Raw genomic sequence first — 19033 nt, forward strand, 5'->3', positions numbered from 1 at the left:
ATCTCGAGCTATGAATGAGTTTTCATTACAGGAATTTACGGTAACCAGCTATTGGACCGACAAAATAAAACAAGCCGGAGGTGCTGCTTTTTATAGCATACTTCCATTGGAAGGAACCGCACCTGAAAGGCACCAGTACCATCATGAAATGCCAGCAGAGGTAGCGCAAGCGGTAATACGCACCTCTCGTGAGAAAGATATTAATATCTACAAATTATCGATGGCTGCGCTATATATCCTTTTGGGGAAGTACAGCCAGCGTCCCGATCTGCTGCTGGCTACAGGCTCCGTGCGGCTGGATGCAGTAGTGCCTGCGAGTCAGCCTTTGCCATTGTTTTTTGCTGTGCCCTTTGAGGAGGAAATGACAGTGAAAGAACTGCTGAAACAAGTGCACGATGAGTTGGAGCGGAATATTAACCGGCAGTATTATAACTATGCCGCATTCGCCGAACTGCTCAATGAGCAGCCGGAACTGAATGAACAGGCCTTCGCCGTTGCCTTCTCCTACGAGCCATTGACAGCCATTCATGAACATCTGTTCAATGCGCCATTATTCTTTAGACTGTTTAGGGAAGAGAGCAGGCTATGGTTACAGATCGACTACAACGCTGCGATTTACAGCGAAGATTACGTGCAGCTGCTGGCGCATCATTTACAGCGGACACTGGAAATTATAACCGCAGACCTCAACCGCACCATCGCTGATATTAATTTTATTACGGAAGAAGATAAGGCACGCCTTTTTGGTGGGTTCAACGATACTTTTACCTCCTTCCTGGAACAGCCCGTGATTGAACAGTTTGAGCAACAGGCGCTGCAAACGCCCGATGCTGTTGCGGTGAAGAGCGGCGATGTGGTATTGACTTACCGGCAGTTGAACGACAGGGCCAATGAGGTGGCCTGGTTTCTGAAACATGAACGTGGCCTGCAACATCAGGATAAAGTTTCCCTGATGGTAAACCGTTCAGAGAAAATTATCATTGGGATCATTGCTATTCTTAAAGCCGGTGGCGTGTATATTCCTATTGACCTGAGTTCCCCGCAGGACCGGGTGCGTTTTTTCATGGAAGACAGCGGGAGCAGAATTGTGCTGACAGAAAAATCCCTGGTAGCGCAAACACCGGATGCCGGGGCAATGGGCTACCTGGCCATGGAGGATATTCCCGCCATCCCGGCGGATAACCCCATACTGGCCCGTGATCCACACGAACTGGTATACATGATATATACTTCCGGAACTACAGGAAAGCCAAAGGGAGCCATGGTGCATCACCTGGGGCTGGCCAACCATGTAAGCTGGTTCAGGAGGCGCTTTGCCATTACACCGGCGGACAGTACCATGCTCATTAATTCTTATAGCTTTGATGGCTGCTACAGCTACATCTGGGCTACGCTTACTTCCGGTGCCACATTGCACGTACCCAATGATTCTTTTTTTGATCCCGACAAAACATTACGATATATAAAACAGGAGCAGATCACCTTCCTGAAAATGGTGCCTTCCACTTTCGGCGTGCTGGTAAACAGTGCCACGTTTGATGAAGACCCTGAAGTTTGCCTTTCTGTGCGCATGCTGAAACAGGGTGGTGAAACCATCAATGTGAAGAACCTGCGTAAATATTTTGAGCGTAATCCTCATGTGGAGTTAGGCAACCACTACGGTGCTACGGAAGCCACTATCGGTTCCGTTGCCTGGTGGATCACAAAGGACACCATCGGCGATTTTGCCCGTCAACCAGTACTGGGCCAGCCTTTCGATAATCAGCAGGTGTATGTGCTCAACAGTCGCACTGAATTATTGCCTGTAGGCGTGCCTGGAGAAATAGCCATCGGCGGGGTAGGCGTGGGCAAAGGATATCACCGGCGGGAAGAATTGACCGCCAGGAAATTCATTGATAACCCATTCCGTCCGGGCGAGAAACTATATCGCACAGGAGATCATGGCCGCTGGCTTCCTTCAGGGAAGCTGGAATTCTTTGGCCGGATAGACAACCAGGTGAAGATCCGTGGTTTCCGCGTTGAGCTGGATGAAGTGGCAGAAACGTTGAAAGATCATTACCAGGTTCGGGATGCCATAGTGCTGGTGTATAATAAGGATGGCCAGGATCAGCTGGCAGCATACTTTGTAACAGAAGCAGAAACGCCGGACATCACTGATATACAGGAGTTCATGAAAAGCCGCCTGCCTGACTACATGATTCCGGTTTACTATATTCCATTACAGCGCCTGCCGCTCACGCCCAATGGAAAAATAGATAAGCGCGCGTTGCCAGATGCAGGCGATTACAGGCCGCAGTTCAGGGGAAGTGCTGTAGAACCGCGCACCATCGGGGAAACGCAGCTGAAAGAAATATGGGAACAGTTGCTGGATATTTCAGGTATAGGCGTAACCGATAACTTCTTTGAAATTGGCGGGCATTCACTCAAGGCTACCCAGCTAATTGCAATGATCCATAAACAGTTGAGTGTATCCCTTCCGCTGAAAGAAGTGTTCATACATCCAACCATTGAAGAACAGGCGAAGCTGCTGGAATCTGCTACAGGAGATACTTTTGCGGATATTGCACCCGTGCCGCAGCAGGCCGATTACGAAGTGTCTCACGCGCAGAAGCGCATGTGGCTGATAGCCGGTATGGACGCGGAGCCTACCGCTTATAACATTCCACATGGAACTTACCTGGAAGGTAATCTAGATGTTGCTGCTTTTGAAAAGGCATTGACAACACTGGTTGCACGGCATGAAATTCTCCGTACCGTGTTTGTTGTAAAAGACGGATTACCCCGGCAACGGGTGAAAACGCCCGCTGAATCGGGATTCCACCTGGAGTTTAAGGATTTGAGAAATACTGCCTGCAAAGATGCCGTTGCTGCGGAAATAGCCGGTGCGGAAGCAGCAACAATCTTTAATCTTGCCGAAGGCCCGCTGGTAAGGGCCGTGCTACTGCAATTGGAAGATCAGCGTTTTATGTTCCTGTTTACCCTCCATCATATTATTTCTGATGGATGGTCCACCGGCGTGTTCTTCTCAGACATATTGAAACTTTATCACGCTTATACGAATAATTTGCAGGCTGCGTTAGCGCCTTTACATATTCAGTATAAGGATTTTGCAGCCTGGCAGAACGCCCTGCTGGCAGGAGATGCCGCTGATGCACATCGTGCATACTGGTTGGGCCGCCTGGGAAATGACAGACCGGTACTAGAGTTGCCGGCGGATTTCAACCGGCCGAAGATCATGACATTCAAGGGAGAATATCTCTCAAAACAATTATCTGCATCTGTACAAAATAAACTGCAGCAATATGCGGCAGCCAATAACCTGAGCCTGTACATGGTACTGATGGGTGCCGTAAAATCCCTGTTGTTCCGCTACACAGGTCAGGCTGACCTGATCGTAGGTACGCCGGTAGCAGGGCGTGAACATGCAAGTCTCGCAGACCAGATTGGTTTTTATGTAAACACACTAGCCATCCGTACTGCTATCCGGGAAGGTGAATCTTTTGATCAATTTGTACGAGGCACCGTGAAAGATGCCCTGCTCGAGGGTTATGAACATCAGTCGTACCCTTTCGATCAGCTGATCGACGACCTGCAGCTGGAGCGCGATATGAGCCGCCCGCCATTGTTCAACGTGATGGTGGTAATGCAGAATAACACGGTTGCCCGCGATGTGTTACTGGATCAGAGTGGACTGCGTGCCATTCCTTTCAGCAACCAGCAACCGGTGAGCAAGTTTGACCTCACCATAGATTTTGAAGAAGGCGCCGACGGATTGACGGTGGGCATTGAATACTATAGTGATCTTTTCGCGGCGGTGCGTATGCAGCGGATGCTGGAGCACCTTGGTAATTTAATTGAGGCAGTTTCTGCAAATCCTGGATTGTTGATTGAAGAGGTGGAATATTTGTCTGCCGGAGAATTACAGGAGATAGCCAGTTTTGCGGGCACTTACACCCCAACGCATCCTGCGCTTACTGTTCACGGTGAATTTGAAAAGCAGGTGGCGGAAGCTCCGCTGGCTACGGCAGTAGTGGATGCGCATACAAGTTATAACTACCAGGATCTGAATACAAAGGCAGGAAGGCTGGCTACCTGGCTGCAGCAGCATAGTTCACTGCAGCCACACCAGGTGGTGATGGTGGCCATGAGCCGCAGCGCTGAATTTGTGGTGGCTATGCTGGCCACGCTGAAGGCGGGAAGCGCCTATTTGCCGGTGGAAGTGCACCTGCCGGTAGACAGGTTGTTGCAATTGCTGGAACTCACACAGGCAGCTGCGGTAATTACAGATGATGAAAATATCCGGGAGCAGTTGCGTCAGCAGGTGCCTGTAATTTATACGCCCGCTATAGAATGGGAGCATATAACACCGGCTGCACCCATGGCGACCGTAAACGGAGATTCACTGGCGTATATAATGTTTACCTCTGGCTCCACCGGCACGCCTAAAGGTGTGATGATTGAGCATCGTAATATCGTTAGCAGGTTGAGGGAACAGCCACTGTTGCATTTCTCAGCGCAGGATGTGTTTTTACAAACCGGCTCCCTCTCTTTCGATGCCGCAACTTTTGAAATATGGGGCCCGTTGCTGAATGGTGGTTGTGTGCACCTGTTGCCATTGCCACAATTGCTGGATCCCCAGCAGCTGGCGGTAGCGTTGCAAACCCGCGCGGTTAATGTGGCATTTTTTACCACCTCCTGGCTAAATCAGCTGGTGGATATTAACCCAGCCATATTCCGTGGCATGCACCGGCTTTACACCGGCGGCGAGGCCATGTCTGCGCCCCATATACGTAAGCTTCACCAGCATTCCCCTGAGTTGATAATATATAATTGTTACGGACCAACGGAGATAACCGCCTTTGCCACTTTATTCCGGGTGGATAACAGGATAGAAGAGGAAGTGGCTATTGGTTATCCGATGACGAACGACCAGGTGTATATCATGGATAAACACCTGCGTACAGTGCCAAAGGGTATTCCCGGAGAGTTGCTGTTAGGTGGCGGTGGCTTGAGCCGTGGATACATCAATGATGGAGAACGTACAGCCAGGCAGTTTATAGAACATGCCGGTACAAGAATGTATAAAACCGGTGACCTGGTTGCCTGGGGAGAAGATGGCCGAATCATGTTTCTTGGGCGTATAGACGATCAGGTGAAGATCCGCGGATATCGTGTGGAACCCGATGAAGTAGCGGCTGTAATGCAAACCTGTGCCGGTGTAAAAGAGGCGGTGGTGATAGTGCATCGTAAGAGCAATAACGAGAAAATGCTGGCAGGATATTATACTTTAACGGAAACGGATGCGCAGGAAGATCTCAGGTCGTTCCTGGCAACAGTACTGCCGGCTTATATGGTGCCTGCGTCTCTGATTGCGCTGGATGTAATGCCACTGAATGCCAATGGTAAAATAGATAGAAAGGCGCTGCCGGAACCGCAGCCGGAAGCAGCAGGATATGTGGCACCACGAAATGAAACGGAGACACAGTTGGCAAAAATCTGGGAACGTTTGCTCGGCATTTCACTGGTAGGTATTTATGATAATTTCTTTGCGCTGGGTGGGCACTCACTGCTGGCAACCCGGCTTATTTCTGCTATCAGGGAGGAAATGCAGCTGCAGGCGTCGCCCAGGGATATATTTACCAGTCAAACGATTGCAGAACTGGCGCAGGTACTCACCGCCAGTCAGCATACGTTACCCGCCATCACCGCTTATACAGGTACAGAAAAAGTTCCGCTGTCGTTTGCACAGGAACGCCTCTGGTTTATCGATCAGCTGGAAGGTAGCGTTCAGTATCATATGCCGGTATTGCTGCGGGTAAAGGGTAAACTCAATATAGCCGCGCTGGAACGTGCCCTACGCGGACTGCTGGAGCGCCACGAAGTATTAAGAACCATCATTACAGAGGAAGATGGGAAGGCATATCAGTCGGTCCGCAACGTGGAAGACTGGCAGTTGCAAATTATCCGTAATCCGCAATATGCTGACCAGCACCTACTGCACGCAGCCGTAAATGAACTGGTCGCACAGCCATTCCGGTTATCCGCTGATTATATGCTGAAAGCCTGGCTCATGGAGATAGGGCAGGAGGAACATACGCTGCTGATACTGATTCATCATATTGCAACAGATGGCTGGTCTTTAGGCATTACTATACGTGAATTGTCTGCATTGTATAATGCTTACAACACGGGCACCGTAGCAGAATTGCCGGAGCTGAACGTGCAGTACCGGGATTTTGCGCTGTGGCAGCGCCAGTATTTTACAAGCGACAGGCTTGCATTACAGGCCGCCTACTGGAAAAATCAACTGGCGGATGTGGCACCACTCAACCTGCTGACGGATTATCCAAGGCCGGCAGTACAGAGCACACGCGGTGCTTGCTATACTTTCCATATTGATACGGTACAAACACAAACATTAAAGCAGCTAAGCCTGCAGGAAGATGCTACACTGTTTATGACGCTGCTGACGGCCTTCAAAGTATTGCTGCACCGCTACACGGGGCAGGATGATATTTGTGTGGGTGCGCCAATTGCAGGCAGAACAAGGCAGGAGGTAGAAGGCCTGATTGGTTTCTTTGTAAATACACTCGCACTCCGTACTGACCTTGGCAACAACCCTGCATTTACCACATTGCTGCAGCAGGTTAAGGCTACCACGCTCAGTGCATATGAACATCAGGACCTGCCATTTGAAAAAGTGGTAGATATTGCCGGCGGCTCCAGAGAGCTGTCTGCCACCCCATTGTTCCAGGCGATGTTTGCCCTGAACAATACACCTGCTTCAAACAACAGTACCCTGGCGGATTTGCAGCTGATAGCCGAGGACCTGGATCAGACAACTGCTAAAGTAGATGTCAGCTTTTCCCTGGAGGAATCGGAGGATGGTATACAGGGTAACGTGGTATACTGCGCTGATTTATTTACACCAGATACAATTGCACAACTGGTACGTCATTTCCTGCAGCTGCTGGAAGCAATTTCTATTACACCTGAAGCACAGATCGGTGCGCTGCCCATGTTACAGGCGGACGAGCTGGAACTTGTGCTGCACCAATTTAACAATAGTACTCCCGGTTTTGCAATTGCAGAAACGGATAATATACTGGAGCTATTTGCACACCAGGTGGCCATACATCCAGATTTCACGGCCCTGGTTACTGACGACGCGCAGGTAACATATGCAGAACTGGACAGGCGTTCGGACGCACTGGCGTACTACCTGCAGCAGCTAGGTGTGGCAGCAGGTACACTCGTGCCGATGTGCCTGGAGCGATCTATTGACATGATCACCGGTATCCTGGCCATACTCAAGGCAGGAGCAGCTTATTTACCCATAGATCCGGCCTATCCCCGTGAAAGGATTCAATACACGGTGGAAGACAGCGGCGCCGCTATCATGCTTACCAGCAGTAGTTGCGATCCGGTGATGAACCTGGATATCAGTCTGCAGCTGGTGGTACTGGATACCCTGCAGGATTTACCTGCAGCCCGGCCATCGCTGGTAAATCACCAGGCTGGCAACCTGGCCTATGTGATTTATACTTCTGGTAGTACCGGCCGCCCTAAAGGTGTGCTGATTGAGCATCGGGGAGTGGTGAACCTGGTGAAGGGGCTCATTACTGCACTGGAACTGCGGCCCGGACAACGATTCCTGCAATTCTCGTCCTTCGGTTTCGATGCTTCCTGCTATGAGATATTTACTTCGCTGCTCACCGGAGGATGCCTGGTGCTGCCTAAGCAGGAGACATTGCTGGCGGCCGATGGATTTGGCAGCATGGTAAACCGGCATAAGGTGGAAATCGTGCTGCTGCCGCCATCTTACCAGCATGTTATCCGGGAAAATACAGGTACGATCCATACCATTATTTCAGGAGGAGAGGCGTTGTTGCCTGAAGATGCAAAGTACTTCAAAGAAAAAGGTATCAGGGTATATAATGCCTACGGTCCTACAGAAAATACGGTCATTACCACGCTTACAGATAATCCGCTGCTGCAGTCCACAGTGGTGATTGGGCCACCCATAGCAAATGTTCGCGTATATGTACTGGATAAATACAATAACATCTGCCCGCCGCGGGTAGCAGGAGAAATATGTGCAGGAGGGCCGGGTGTGGCACGTGGTTACCTGAATCGTCCGGAACTGACCGGTGAAAAGTTTATCGCAGATACTTTCCTGCCAGTGCAGGGTGGCCGCTGTTATCGCACGGGCGATCTGGGCCGCTGGCTACCTTCAGGCGATGTAGAATTCATGGGCAGGATAGACGACCAGGTGAAGATCCGTGGTTATCGCATAGAACTGGGTGAAATCAATAACGTGCTGCAGGAATGCGCACTTGTAAAACAGGCAGTGGTGATGGCGCGCAACAACAAACGTAACAGGTTAAGCCTGGTGGCGTATGTTGTGCCGGTGGGTGAGTTTAACCGGGAGGCCGTGACGGACTTCCTGCGGGGCAGGCTGCCGGAATACATGATTCCTTCACTTGTAGAAATGGACAGGCTGCCGGTTACTGCCAGCGGGAAAATTGATAAGCAGGCCTTACCGGCAGTAGAAGAGGCTGCGGCAGATATGACTACCTATACCGGCCCCCGCAACGAAACAGAAAAGGCCCTGGTGCGTATCTGGGAAGAATTGCTGCAGGTGCCCAGAGTTAGCATATACGATAACTTTTTTGAACTGGGTGGCGATTCCATTATCTCCATTCAACTGGTGAGCCGCGCCCGCCGCGCCGGCTACATACTGCATCCGCGGGATATATTCCGTCATCAGCACATCGCAGCGCTGGCTACAGCAGTGTCTACCACCCGTGAAATAATAGCGGAGCAGGGGAAGCTGACAGGATTAGTGGGCCTGCTGCCGGTGCAGTATTGGTTCTTTGAACAGCAGTTTGCAGCGGCGCATCATTTTAATCAATCCATACTTCTGCACATAGATAAATCCCTGGATGCAACTATTCTAAATACTTTGCTGACGGCGCTGGCGGAACGCCATGACATGCTTCGTGCACGCTATCAGCAGCACAAGGGCTGCTGGATACAGGAATACGGAGAAGCCATGCCGGTAGTGATAAATGAAACTGCCGCCAATGGAGAGGAGATCACCGCCATTTGTGAACGCTATCAGGCCAGCCTGGATATTGAAGCCGGGCGCCTGCTGCAATGTGTACGTATTGAGACTCCGCTAACCGAAGCGAGCAACCGGCTCTTAATTGCCGTGCATCACCTGGTGGTGGATGGCGTGTCGTGGAGAATTATCCTCGAGGATATGGCGGTTATGCTGGAAGCGGTACAAACAGGTAAGGTGTTACCCGTGACGACAAAAACATCCTCTTACCGTCAATGGCAGGATGCACTTTGCAGGTATGCGGTGTCGCCCGCCACATTGAGTGAGCTGCCGTACTGGAAACATATTGTTAACGCATACACGCCCCTGCCAATAGACAGGAAGACGCCAGCCGCTGCACGCAGCCAGGTGCATACACATACTGTAAAATTGCCGGTAACCGTCACACGTAACCTGCTGGGAAAAGCACAGCAAGTGTACAATACCGGTATTAATGACTGGCTGCTGGCTGCGCTGGCACGTACTATCAGCGAGTGGAGCGGAAACAGCCGGGTGTTGATCACCCTGGAAGGCCACGGCCGTGAAACCATCGCACCTGAGCTGGACATTACGCAAACAGTAGGCTGGTTCACCAATATGTATCCGCTGTTGCTGGAAACGGGACAAGGTGTTACCAGCGCCGACCTGGTCCGCCATGTAAAAGAACAACTGCGCGCTTTGCCGGCAAAAGGCATGGGCTATGGAGCACTACGCTACCTGCACCCGAATTTGGCCATCAGAGAGAGCTTACGTCTCCCCGCAACAGACATTATATTCAATTATCTCGGTCAGCTCGATAATATTACCAGCAACGCAGGTAACCTGAGTATTGCAGCAGAAAGCACCGGCGAATCCGTTGGTGGCAAGAATGCTTTTAATGTCAAACTGGAAATCACTGTGTCGGTAGCAGAAGGACAGCTTTACATTTCCTGGACCTTTAATCCGGCCCAATATAATGTAGCCAACATTGAAATACTGGCGGCACGCAATATTGTGCTATTGCAGGAACTCCTGGATACCGCACTGGCATTGCCGCAGCCAGTGGCTTCTCCCTCTGATTTCGGGCTTACCGGAAGTATCACTATTCCGCAACTGGATCACCTGTTGCTTACACATCAGCCGCAACAGGTATATTCACTTGGGCCTGTACAGCAGCAGATGCTTCATGTCAGCATCCGTGTGCCGCAAAATGGCACTTGGCTGGTACAGGTAAATTGTGATGTGACAGGTGCAGACGAAAGCCTGCTGCAACAGGCCTGGAATCATGTAATAGCCAATCATAGTATACTACGCACGGCTATTTATCATGAACTGGCGGAGCATGCAGTACAGTGGGTGCATCATAATGTATCCATGCCATCGGTTACGCTGCACTATGAAAACCTGGAACCCGACATGGCGGAATCAGCCGTGGATGCCTTCCTGGAGCAGGATAAGCATACTGATTTTGACTTGTCTCATCCACCGCTGATGCGCATCGCCTACATCCACCTACCCGGTGGCAGGCTGAAAATGGTGTGGACCCTGCATCATATTATCCTGGACGGCTGGTCCATGTCTACCCTGGTAGATGAATGGATGAAAGCCAGTGAAGACCTGCTCTACGGCCGGCCGCTTATGAAAGGCACTGCGGACAATTATGAGGACTACATCCGTTTTACAGCATCGCAGGATCAAAATGTTGCAGCCGGTTTCTGGCAGCAGCACCTGAAGGCGCTGAAAGCCCCGCTGTGGCTGCCGTTTGCGGGTGCGCGGGTGGACAGGAACTTTGCACCCGGTATCTTCCGCGATGAAAAACTCCTGTTGGATGAGCGACAAACAACTGCTATCTCTCAATTCTGCCAGCAACATCATATCACCATGAATACTTTCATTCAGGGTGTATGGGCTTTCTTGCTATATAAGTATACCCGCAGCAGAAATATCGTGTATGGAGTAACCCTTACCACACGCCCCGCTGAAATAGATCAGGTGGAACGCAGGGTGGGCCCATATATCAATATTATTCCGCTGGTGACAGCCATTTCACCGGCAGTGCCGCTGGTAACATGGCTACAGGGCTTGCAGAACGGACATAGTCTGGCGGCCAGCCAGCCGTATATCAGCCAGGAATTGCTGCAGGAGATCACCGGCATCACAGACCTGTTTGATAGTGTGCTGTTCTTTGAGAACTATCCACTGGGAGAGCAGGCGGAGAACGAAACCCGGAGATTGCAGCTGGATAATATTTGCATGCATGAGCACAATAATTATCTGCTGTCCTTATTTGTGGGTGTCGGCAACGAGCTGGTTGTTCGCTTTAATTACAACAGCGAGCTCCTGCAGGCTATAGATATCGCTGTTATCAGCCATCACTTCCAGGTGGTGGTGCAGTACATGCTGCAGCATCCGGAAGGCGCGGTAACCGGTATCAGGCTCACCACAGCTGCCCACCTGAAAGATGCATTCGCCAATACCGGCGTAGGCAAACGAAAAAGAAAACCCTTATCCAAATAATCTATTCCAAAAACAGAAATGATGATACTGCTAAAAATGCTTCAGCAAAAATCGAAAGGATTTTTCGTAATGCTGGCCCTGCTGGGGTTAATTAACAGCATATGGGGAAGCACGCTGCTGCTGCTGATCAACAACAAGGTGACCAATACGCCTTTACCTTTTGTAGATCAATACGACTGGCAGATCTACACCGTGCTGATTGTGCTATCGTTTGTTACATCCCGCTATTTTCAATCGTACATGATCCGCCTGACTTATGATCTGGGTAATGACTTGGGGCTGTCTATTTTCGATAAACTGCGCTTCACCAATTACGAAGAATACCAAAAACTGGGCGATGAAAAAGTTCGTACCGCTGTAGCTGATGTTACCACGTTGCAGCGCTTTCCACAGGCGTTCATAGAATCATTTAATGCAGTGGTAATGGTTGCCATCGGGGTCATTTATCTCTTCTATATCAACCTTCCTGGCGCAGCCCTTATCACCGGTATCCTGGGCGTGCTGGCTACCCTGTATTACTACCGTAATATGGCGGTTCACCAGGACATGACCACCGTAAGAGACCTCGCAAATATCTACCAGCAGAACATGAACGATTTTTTGCGTGGGTTCCGGGAAATCAAGATGAGCCGCGATCGTAGCGATAATATTTTTGAACATATCTCTGTCAATCGCGGGCGCGCAAAGGACCTCACTGTGAAAACCCTGATCCGCCATATGGGCAATGAGCTGATGGGCAGTTATGTATGGTACCTGATGATCGGTATCATCCTTTTCTTGCTGCCTGCTTTGCTGCATGCGGGACAGGTGGTGAGCAGCAGTTTTATTGTAACCCTGCTGTACCTGATGGGGCCAATGAGTATCATTATTACAGAAATCAGGGAGTTTACCCTGATGCATATTGCGGTAATACGCCTGGAGGAATTTGATAAGGCAGTGAGCGCCTCCCGCACCATTGAGCTGGGCCATGGTAATGATCCACGGGCGGATGTGGACTTTCAGTCTATCCGCTTCGAGAATGTTACTTATGAATATTACGATGAGATACGTGCTGAAACTTTCCGCCTGCTGCCACTGAACCTGGAGATCAGGAAAGGGGAGACTATATTTATTACCGGCGGCAACGGCAGCGGCAAGAGCACCTTCATTCATCTGCTCACTGGCCTGTACATGCCCAAATCAGGACACATCTATTTCAATGATGAGTGCATTAGTCCGCGAACCTATCCCTGGTATCGCGATCAACTGGTGGCGATTCATACAGACCATTGCCTGTTTACCGAGAACTATGACGATTTTGAACTGAACCGCAATAACGCGCGGCTGATGGAATTGCTGAACAAAATGCGTTTAACTGACATTGTTACATTCAATGAGCAGAAGAACGTCATCAAGGCAACCCTTTCCAAAGGCCAGCAGAAAAGGTTGGCACTGATCTATGCACTGATGGAGGAGAAAGAAATTATCATCCTGGATGAGTGGGCGGCAGAACAGGATCCGGTATTCCGCGCATTCTTCTACAAGGTGCTGGTGCCTGAAATGAAAGCGATGGGTAAAACGGTAATTGCTGTTACACATGACGACGCCTATTTCGACTATGCGGAACGTGTGCTGCGGTTCGACTATGGCCGCGTACAGAGCGATGTACGCCAGCCATTGCCGTGTACGATTTGAATGACCCAAAACAACGCAGGATACTATGTCTACCTCATATTTTCACAATTTCGTAAAAGCGAAGTTTGCACAGCAACGCCTGGTGGTGCAGCCCCGCATGGGCTTCAGCGACAGGGAACGCATGCGCAATGGTTTGCTGGCCGTTAAAGGTGTGCAGGCACCCACCATCGGTACTATTACGCTGGATAGTTTTACCCGTAGCGGTGATTTTGCCAGCGCTTCCCGTGCTATTGAACAGGGGCTTTCATTGAATGGATACCCGATTGTAAGCTATCCGCAATCAGAGAATGAATCGCTGATTGCCGGCATCAGGGAGATAGATTTTCCTGTGCAGATCCGACACGGCAGCCCGCTGCCGGTAGAAATTTTCAAGGCCACCATACGTGCAGGCATCGATGCCATTGAAGGTGGTCCTATATCTTACTGCTTTCCTTACGGCCGTATTCCGCTGGCACGCAGCCTGGACGCTTGGCGTACCTGCTGCCGCCTCTTCGGGGAAGCCAGCGATGATCCCTGGCATATTGAGAGCTTCGGCGGCTGCATGATGGGGCAATTATGCCCACCCGCCATTCTCATTGCCATCACTATTGCAGAAGCCTTGTTCATGATAGAGAATGGCGTAAAGTCGTACTCACTCAGTCTGGCGCAAGGCACACATCCGGCACAGGATGCTGCTGCGCTGCATGCATTACGGCAGCTGGGCAATAAATACCTCGGCCCGGAAAGCGAGTGGCACATAGTATTCTATACTTTCATGGGAAAGTTTCCGCAGTCGTTTGATGGTGCCCGCGCACTGATAGAAGAAAGCGCACGTATAGCAGTAGAAGGTGGTGCAGAAAGACTGATTGTGAAAACCGTTAAGGAAGCGCACCAGATTCCACTGATAGAAGATAACATCAATTCCCTCATCTGGTGTGATGCAGTGGCTTCCGCTACACCACGTAACCAGCCGGTGACGCCGGAAGTAGCGGCGTGGACAACGCAGATTTTTGAAGAAGCGGATTTCCTGATTAACCTGCTACTGAACCTGGGGCGCAACCTGGAAGAGGGCATGGAGAAGGCTTTCAAAAGTGGCTATTGGGATGTGCCGTTTTGTTTGCATCCGGATAATCATTGCTTAACCAGTGCCCAGCTGGACGAAGCGGGGTTTATTTATTGGTCGGACCCCGGTAAGATTCCATTCACCGGGCATATTAAAAATAACGCCGTAAGACGGAAGAAGAAAATGTCATCAGGAGAACTGCTGCAGATGCTGTCCTTTAACCAACAGAAATACGATGGTCGTTGTGTGGCGAAGGAGCCAGCAATGCTTCACTGAATTACAAGCAAAAATATATTTCCCAAATAAAGAACATCATATGAAACCTATCGCATTGTTAACTACAATTCCTTCGGACTCGCACAACTGGAACCTGGTTTTTATACAGTTGTTTTTACAGGAGAATGGCTTTGAGGTAATCAACCTGGGCCCCAGTGTACCCTATGATCTGCTTACGGAAGCCTGTATCAGTCATCAGCCGGACATGCTGATTGTGTCTACTATTAACGGTCACGGTTATATCGAAGGAAAGGAACTGATAAAAAGAGTAAAGGAGCTGGACAGCATGCAGGAGAAGCCGGTGTTTATTGGTGGCAAGCTGAGTACAGATGTGAATATGTCGTACCTTTATGCAGTTGAGCTGGAGTCCGCCGGCTACACCCGTGCTTACTGCAACGATCAGGACCTTCAGGATTTCGGGCAGCGCCTGCAACACATAAAAGAGCAGGCAATGGTTGCCAGACAGGCTTAATAAATATTACTGATGATCAATCTGATTACATTACCATATGCTGGCGGCAATAAGTTTGCCTATAATGCGCTGAAACCGCTGCTGAACCGAGATATTACGCTGGTGCCACTGGAACTGCCTGGCCGTGGGCAGCGCATGAATCTTCCTTTGATGGGAGATCTGCACCAGATGGTGGATGACCTGCTGGTGCAGGTGAATCCATATATTCGCGGTGACTATATGTTTTTTGGCCACTCTATGGGCGGTACTTTAGGAAACCTGCTGATACATCGGTTACAGGCCAGCGGACGCAGGCTGCCACTTCATTTCCTGGTAACGGGTTGTGCAGCGCCGAAGGTAAATCATTTGCGTACAGTGCGGCATAAACTACCAGACCGCGACCTGCGCGAGGAGTTGCGCGCACTGGGTGGCTTACCGGAAGAAGTATTGAATAACCAGGCGCTGATGGAATTCTTCCTGCCGATTATAAGGGAAGATATGCGCGCGTTAGAGCTGTATCAGTATAAGCCGCTCGGCAAATATGATGTGCCGGTAACGGTGATTAATGGTACGTCTGAGCCGATATCTGATGAAATGGCTGCAGGATGGGCAGATGAGACGAATTTTACTCCCGACATCCGCCGGCTTGAAGGGGATCATTTCTTTATCCTTCAGCATTTTGCTGAGCTGGCAGCTATTCTCAACAAACAAACGGCCCGGGCAACTATTGTATGATTACATTTTCCTGTTTTTTATACCGGCAGCAGCTGAGCAACACACTGTTTGATGTGTTGCTGCATTGTTTGCCGGTGCATATGCGGGCAGACGTATGCAGGTACCGCCGCTGGGAAGACCGGCAGAACTGCCTGTTTGGCCGCTTGCTGCTTCGTGATCTGCTGTGTACGGAGGGTTATTCACCGGACTCACTGGAACGGGTACACCCAGATACCGGAGGTAAACTGGTATTGGATGATGAAGTGGATTTCAACCTGTCTCACTCCGGAAATATGGTGCTGGCGGCAATTACGCGTTATGGCCGAATCGGTGTTGACGTTGAGCTGATGGCTGACCTACACCCGGAAGATATCGCTGTAGCTTTGCGTCCCGATGAACTGGAGCGCCTGCAGCGGGAAGGTAAGGAAGCCTTATATGCGCTATGGACCAGGAAAGAAAGCCTGGTAAAGGCGAGAGGGCAGGGGCTGGCGATAGATGTGAAAGACATCTGCCTTCGAAATGGTAACCGTGCCACATTGCGCATAGATGGTGTTTCTGAAACCTGGTATTATCAGCATGTACCGCTACCTTCCGAGTATGTGGCTGTGCTGTGTACTTCGCAGTTATTACCTGAAGCGGTTTTCCTGCCTGCGGAAGACCTCATCGACCGGGCAATCTGGTATGCAGGCATCGATGTAACGACCTTACCGTTTTTTGTTTAATCTCAATAAAAGAAATGATGAAGACCCTATTCACAACAATATTCACCCTATTGCTCGTTGTTGTTGCTATTTCCGTCAGATCGCAGGATGCAACCGGTAAAGTTACCGGTTATGTAAAAGATGTAACGGGGCAGCCTGTCATAGCCGCTACGGTGGTGCTGCGCAAGGCCGCGGATTCTACACTGGTGAAAGCTGCATTGTCGGATACAGCAGGACTGTATTCCTTCGAACAACTCCCTTTTGGAAATTACCTTGTGGCCATCACCAGTATCAGCTTCCAGCCGCAGTGGCTTTCACTGAATCTGAACAGCGCAACGCAGACACTGCCTGCAACGATACTCACTCTTTCTTCAAAATCGTTATCTGCTGTAACGGTGACGTCTAAGCGTCCTATTATCGAACAGTTTGCCGACAGAACGGTGGTGAATGTAGAAACGATGGTATCTGCCTCAGGAGGCTCTGCTATGGATGTTTTGGAGAAATCGCCCGGTGTAACCGTGGATAAGCAGGGGAACCTGTCTATCCGTGGTAAGCAAGGTGTAAAAGTATTTATTGATGGCCGGGATACCTATGTAACTGGTGCCGACCTATCGGCCATACTGCGCAACATGCAGGCCAGCCAGGTAGACCAGGTGGAGATAATTTCCAACCCCTCAGCCAAATACGACGCCGCTGGAAACGGTGTAATCAACATCCGCACGAAGAAGAACGTTGCCAGCGGCTTCAACGGAAGCATTGCCCTCGCATACCTGCAGGGGCGATATCCGGGCACAACGCAGCAGCTGACGTTTAACTACCGCAATAAATATATCAACCTGTTCGGTAATGCCGGATATGCTTACAGGAAAGGATTTGAAGACGTATACATCCTCCGGAATTTCCGCATCACACCTGATGAGATCAAAACAGTTTACGACCAGCGCTCTTATACAAGGAACCTGAATAAAAGCCTGAATGCTAAGCTGGGCATAGATTTTTATCTCTCCGGAAATACTACGCTGTCTATAGCAGGTAGCGGATTCCGCAATCCGTCGTCTACACAAACAGATAACAGAACTTTGTTGAAGAGCCCTGACGGTAAGGTGCAAACCATGGTGATTGCACCCGCTGATATGGATGGCAAGTGGAATAATGGAGAGGCAAACATCTCCCTGAAGCATAATTTCGATTCTTCCGGTCATGCTATATCCCTGGATGGAAGCTACATGAAATACACGACCACCAGCGTGCAGCATTTTAACAACACTTACTATGATGGTAACAACAATCCGATAGAATCGCCATCGCTGTTTATGGCAGATATGCCCGGCAACATTCGGATTTACACCTTCAAAGCGGATTATACCCAGCCTTTGAGCCGCACTGTTAAAGTGGAAGCCGGCGCAAAATACAGTGATGTAAGCACCGACAATAATGCGCAGTATTACCTGCAGCAAAGCGGTAGATGGGTACGCAGCGATTCCCTCAGCAATCATTTCCTGTATAAGGAAAAAGTACTGGCGGGCTACCTGAACTTCAACGGCGCCGGTGATAGGTTTGAGTGGCAGGTAGGGGTGCGTGCAGAGCATATGGATATTTCCGGTACGCAGATCAATGGCGACAAATCTTTTACCCGCAATGCACTGCAGTGGTTTCCCTCCGCATTAGCAGCCTATTCGCTGGACAAGCAGAATAAACTCAGCGTCAGCTACAGCAGGCGCATTGAGCGGCCGGATTATAAAAGCCTGAACCCATTCCGGTTCTACCTGGATCAGTATACGTACGAAGAAGGTAATCCATATCTGAAACCGCAGTACAGCAATAACTTTGAGCTGAGCCATATTTTCATGGATGGAGCGCTTACCACTACGCTGCTGTATAACAAAACCTCAGACGTGATCCAGGAAGTGGTGCAGCAGCGGGCCTCCAGCAATGAAACCTTTATCCGCCCCGAGAATATCAGCACAAGAAGGGTGGCCGGCATTAACACGAGTGCGCAGATTCCGCTAAGTGATAATCTCACTACTATTTTGTACCTGGAATATAACAACAACAAATACAAAGGCAGTATAAATAACGAGCCATTTTCACTCCAGGCCAATACCTTTTCCGGACAACTGCGTCAGCAGATCAAGCTCCCCGGCAACTGGATGGTGGAGCTGGCAGGGCAATACACTTCCCGGGCTATTGATGGCACCTTTATTCAGCAGCCGATGGGCGTGATGGGAGTGGGCCTGCAGAAAGATCTGATGAAGAAAATGCTGACGCTGCGACTCACAGGAGTGGATCTTTTCCGCTGGACCAAGTACGAAGCTACCAGCCGTTATCAGTTGGTGGATATCTACGCCCTTACGAAATGGCAAACACAAGCCCTGCGGTTTGTAGTTACCTATCGATTCCGCAGTGGTCTTAAGGTGGAAGACCGAAGCCAGGAAAAATCCGCTTCCCCGGAAAAAGACAGGGTGAAGATGAATGAAAGCAAGTAAGTCTGTTTTTTCGTTTTTCAGTATAAAGACAAGGCCCCGGTATTTTATGATGCGGAGGGTAACGGGGCGATTAATATTAAAAGAAAGAAG

Annotated in this window: 7 protein-coding genes; all 7 read left to right on the forward strand. The window is 50.0% G+C overall.

Annotated elements, in window-relative coordinates:
- Nucleotides 1–10: 10 nt before the first annotated feature.
- The 7 genes from ABDW33_RS14595 to ABDW33_RS14625 are packed head-to-tail and all read left to right on the forward strand — an operon-like array spanning nucleotide 11 to nucleotide 18943.
- Complete coding sequence (locus ABDW33_RS14595) at nucleotides 11–11599, forward strand: amino acid adenylation domain-containing protein (protein WP_343690804.1); 11589 nt, start codon at nucleotides 11–13, stop codon at nucleotides 11597–11599.
- Nucleotides 11600–11635: 36 nt separating this feature from the next.
- On the forward strand, nucleotides 11636–13273 hold the full coding sequence (locus ABDW33_RS14600; RefSeq protein WP_343690805.1) for an ATP-binding cassette domain-containing protein: 1638 nt from the start codon (nucleotides 11636–11638) through the stop codon (nucleotides 13271–13273).
- Nucleotides 13274–13298: 25 nt separating this feature from the next.
- On the forward strand, nucleotides 13299–14591 hold the full coding sequence (locus tag ABDW33_RS14605; RefSeq protein WP_343690806.1) for a methylaspartate mutase: 1293 nt from the start codon (nucleotides 13299–13301) through the stop codon (nucleotides 14589–14591).
- A 40-nt stretch (nucleotides 14592–14631) separates the two neighbouring features.
- Nucleotides 14632–15063: a cobalamin-dependent protein gene (locus ABDW33_RS14610; RefSeq protein WP_343690807.1), complete on the forward strand. Its 432-nt coding sequence runs from the start codon at nucleotides 14632–14634 to the stop codon at nucleotides 15061–15063.
- 12 nt (nucleotides 15064–15075) lie between these two features.
- Complete coding sequence (locus ABDW33_RS14615; RefSeq protein WP_343690808.1) at nucleotides 15076–15777, forward strand: alpha/beta fold hydrolase; 702 nt, start codon at nucleotides 15076–15078, stop codon at nucleotides 15775–15777.
- Entirely contained in the window at nucleotides 15774–16478 is a 705-nt protein-coding gene (locus ABDW33_RS14620; RefSeq protein WP_343690809.1) for a 4'-phosphopantetheinyl transferase superfamily protein, read from the forward strand. Before ABDW33_RS14615 ends, ABDW33_RS14620 begins: the two co-directional genes overlap by 4 nt.
- A gap of 14 nt (nucleotides 16479–16492) precedes the next feature.
- Nucleotides 16493–18943 (forward strand): TonB-dependent receptor, encoded by a 2451-nt coding sequence (locus ABDW33_RS14625; RefSeq protein WP_343690810.1) that lies wholly within the window; start codon nucleotides 16493–16495, stop codon nucleotides 18941–18943.
- The last annotated feature ends 90 nt before the right edge of the window (nucleotides 18944–19033 follow it).

It is taken from the genome of Chitinophaga sp., assembly GCF_039596155.1.
Classification (GTDB): domain Bacteria; phylum Bacteroidota; class Bacteroidia; order Chitinophagales; family Chitinophagaceae; genus Chitinophaga.

Excerpts from the sequence above, each read along its gene's own strand:
- ABDW33_RS14610 (WP_343690807.1), top strand. The coding sequence starts at position 14,632 with ATGAAACCTATCGCATTGTTAACTACAATTCCTTCGGACTCGCACAAC.
- ABDW33_RS14595 (WP_343690804.1), top strand. The coding sequence starts at position 11 with ATGAATGAGTTTTCATTACAGGAATTTACGGTAACCAGCTATTGGACC.
- ABDW33_RS14625 (WP_343690810.1), top strand. The coding sequence starts at position 16,493 with ATGATGAAGACCCTATTCACAACAATATTCACCCTATTGCTCGTTGTT.
- ABDW33_RS14620 (WP_343690809.1), top strand. The coding sequence starts at position 15,774 with ATGATTACATTTTCCTGTTTTTTATACCGGCAGCAGCTGAGCAACACA.
- ABDW33_RS14615 (WP_343690808.1), top strand. The coding sequence starts at position 15,076 with ATGATCAATCTGATTACATTACCATATGCTGGCGGCAATAAGTTTGCC.
- ABDW33_RS14600 (WP_343690805.1), top strand. The coding sequence starts at position 11,636 with ATGCTTCAGCAAAAATCGAAAGGATTTTTCGTAATGCTGGCCCTGCTG.
- ABDW33_RS14605 (WP_343690806.1), top strand. The coding sequence starts at position 13,299 with ATGTCTACCTCATATTTTCACAATTTCGTAAAAGCGAAGTTTGCACAG.